The organism is Actinomyces sp. oral taxon 849 str. F0330 (genome assembly GCF_000239715.1).
GTDB lineage: Bacteria > Actinomycetota > Actinomycetes > Actinomycetales > Actinomycetaceae > Actinomyces > Actinomyces johnsonii.
In genome coordinates this window covers 31358-34425 of record NZ_JH470352.1, presented here as the reverse complement: position 1 = coordinate 34425, position 3068 = coordinate 31358, and the positions used below count along the sequence as shown (strand labels likewise).

At 72.1% G+C, this 3068-nt stretch carries 4 protein-coding genes; all 4 read right to left on the bottom strand.

The window, feature by feature from the left end; translation table 11 throughout:
• On the bottom strand, positions 1–197 hold a 197-nt coding region (locus tag HMPREF0975_RS07570; RefSeq protein ID WP_232212485.1), incomplete at its 3' end, for a 6,7-dimethyl-8-ribityllumazine synthase.
• A gap of 44 nt (positions 198–241) precedes the next feature.
• Complete coding sequence (locus HMPREF0975_RS07565) at positions 242–1573, bottom strand: bifunctional 3,4-dihydroxy-2-butanone-4-phosphate synthase/GTP cyclohydrolase II (RefSeq protein ID WP_009233557.1); 1332 nt, start codon at positions 1571–1573, stop codon at positions 242–244.
• On the bottom strand, positions 1567–2229 hold the full coding sequence (locus HMPREF0975_RS07560) for a riboflavin synthase (RefSeq protein ID WP_009233556.1): 663 nt from the start codon (positions 2227–2229) through the stop codon (positions 1567–1569). The genes HMPREF0975_RS07565 and HMPREF0975_RS07560 overlap by 7 nt, the downstream gene beginning before the upstream one ends.
• A partial coding sequence (gene ribD, locus HMPREF0975_RS07555) for a bifunctional diaminohydroxyphosphoribosylaminopyrimidine deaminase/5-amino-6-(5-phosphoribosylamino)uracil reductase RibD (RefSeq protein ID WP_009233555.1) occupies positions 2229–3068 on the bottom strand: 840 nt, incomplete at its 5' end. The genes ribD and HMPREF0975_RS07560, both read right to left, overlap by 1 nt.

Below are 3068 nucleotides of genomic sequence, written 5' to 3'. Positions count from 1 at the left end.
ATGACGACGCCCAGCGCGACGACCGCCTCGGCACCGCCCCGCGCGGCGGCCGCGGCGAGCACCGGAAGCTCGAAGGAGCCCACCGCCCGCACGACGCTCGCCTGAGCTCCGGCCTCCTCGACGGCGCGCAGCGCCCCGGTGACCAGGTCCCTCATGACACGCTCGTGCCACTGAGCAGCGACGACCGTCACCCTCATGCCCCGCGCGTGAGGTGCGCTCCGCGCAGGTGCCCCGGATCCGCTCATCGTGCCTCTCCCTCGTTCTCGCCGGTCTTGTGCCAGGGTGCATCGTCAGCCGTCGCCTCACCGGGCAGCACCTCCGCGCGGGAGCCGGTGGGCTCGAGCCCGGTGAGCAGATGGCCCATGCGGTCGCGCTTGGTGCACAAGTAGCTGAGGTTCTCCCCGTTGGCGAAGGTCGGCGTCGACGTCCTGGAGCGGACGCTCACGCCGTAGTGCTCCAGGCCCGTGACCTTGTCCGGGTTGTTCGTCATGAGCTCGACCGAGCGTACGCCCAGGCGCCGTAGCACCTGGGCGGCGGTGGCGTAGCTGCGGGCGTCGGCCGGCAGCCCTAGCGCGACGTTGGCGTCGAGGGTGTCCATTCCCTCCTCCTGCAGCGCGTAGGCGCGGAGCTTGTCGATGAGCCCGATGCCGCGCCCCTCGTGGTCGGAGGCGTAGACGAGGACCCCGCGGCCGCGGGCGCCGATCGCCTCCATAGCGGCGCGCAGCTGCGGCCCGCAGTCGCAGCGCAGGGAGGACAGGACGTCGCCGGTCAGGCAGGCGGAGTGGACGCGGGTGAGGACGTCCTCACCGTCCACGACGCGGCCGCACACGAGCGCGAGATATTCGGTGCCGTCGACCCTGCTGCGCAGGGCATGGACAGTGAACTCCCCGTGCGCGGTGGGCAGGTGCGTCGAGACGACCTCCTCGACGAGATCCTCGTGCAGCCACCGGTAGCGCTCCAGGTCGCCGACCGTGATCATGGGCATGGCGTGGGCGTCGGCGAGCTCTCGCACCTGGTGCCGGCGCGCCATGGTGCCGTCGTCGTTGACGATCTCCACGAGGACGCCCACGGGCCGGTTGCCCGACAGGCGCATGAGGTCGACGGCGGCCTCCGTATGACCGCGGCGCCTGAGGATCCCGCCCTCGCGTGCACGCAGGGGGAAGACGTGGCCGGGGTGGACGAGGTCGGTCGGCACTGAGCCCGGGTCCGCCAGGACACGGATGGTGCGAGCCCGATCGGTGGCGCTCACCCCCGTGGTAATGCCCGTGCGTGCGTCGGCGCTCAGCGTGAAGGCCGTCCTCTTGGGATCGGTGTTGTGCTCGGTCATCATGGGGATGCCCAGGCGGTCGAGCTCCTGGGCCGTCATGGGTGCGCAGATGATGCCGGTCGAGTGTCGGATCGCGAAGGCCAGCTGCTCGGTCGTGGCGGTCGCCGCGGGAAAGATGAGGTCCCCCTCGTTCTCCCGGCTCTCATCGTCGACGACGACGACCATCCGGCCCTCGCGGAGGGCGGTGAGGGCGTCCTCGACGCTGTCCATGCGTGTGTCCGGGCGCACGCTCCTGGTGCTCAGCATGCCTGCCGATCCTCCTCGCTCAGGCGGGCGCCCAGAAGACGCTCGGCGTACTTGGCCATGACGTCGACCTCGAGGTTGACCCGTTCTCCCGGCCGCCTCGTGCCCAGGGTCGTGCGTCGCAGCGTCTCCGGGATGAGGCCGACGCTGAGTGACGCCCCTGCTCCCGGCGTGGGGGAGGCGTCGGGGGCGTCGCGCTGGGCGTCCTCGACGTCGACGATGGTCAGCGACACCCCGTCGAGGGCGACCGATCCCTTGACGGCGACGTAGCGGGCGATCTCCTGCGGTAGGCCGACGCGCAGGAGGTCCCAGTGCTCGCCGTGGCTGCGGTCGAGGACCTCGGCGGTGGCATCGACGTGCCCCTGAACGATGTGCCCGCCGAGCCGGTCGGTGGCGCGCAGGGCGCGCTCGAGGTTGACCGGGTCTCCGGGTGCCTGGGATCCCAGGGTGGTGCGCGTGAGAGTCTCCGCCATGAGATCGGCGGTGAAGGTGTTCCCGTGCATGGCGGCGACCGTCAGGCAGCACCCGTTGACGCTGATGGAGTCGCCCAGGCTCGCGTCTTGGGTGACGGTGGGCGCCTCGACCGTCAGCCGGGCGCAGTCCTCGACGGTCTCGAGCCGGACGACATGTCCGAGCTCCTCGACGATTCCGGTGAACATCAGTGACTCTCCTCGGTGTGGCAGCGGATAGGGGGATGAATGCGGTCCCGGTGGTCCGGGCGTTGGCTGTGCCGCGGCCTCGGGACCGGAGGGGCGTCGGGGTGGGCGTCGTCGGCCCCCAGGTCACCGGAGAGGCGGACGGCGAGCCCGTCGCCTGCGCCAAGGACCTCGACGCGGGGATGACGCAGCCGCAGGGCGTCGGTGATTGTCGTCGCCCCGAAGTCGGCGATGGCGGCCGGTCCCGCGCCCAGAAGTGCGGGGGCCGTGTAGGCGACGACCTCGTCGACGAAGCCCGCGCGCAGGAAGGCGGTCGCGAGGGTCGGGCCTCCTTCGAGGAGGACGTGGCGGATCTCGCGCTCAGCGAGCACGGCGAGGACGGTGTGCGGGTCGTGGTCGGGCAGGAGGAGATAGCGGTCGTCGGCGAACACCCTGGAGGCGGGAGGCAGGCGCCTGGAACCGACGACGACGCGCAGCGGCTGGAGGTGAGCCGGGGCGGGCTCTCCCGTCTCGTCACGGACTGTGAGGGCCGGGTCGTCGGCGAGGGCGGTGCCGGTGCCCACCATGATGGCGTCGCACTGACGGCGCAGGTGGTGGGCGTCGCGGCGGGCCGCCGTCGGGGTGATCCACCGGCTGGTGCCGTCGGCGGCGGCAATACGGCCGTCGAGGGTGGTGGCGAGCTTCCACGTCACCATGGGGCGGTCGCGGGTCACGGCCAGGAGCCACGGGCGGTTGAGACGCGCGGCGTCCTGGGAGCACAGCCCACGCCGTACCCGCACGCCGGCAGCCTCCAGCGTCGCCGCGCCGCCTCCGGCCTGCTCGGTCGGGTCGTCCTGCTGAGA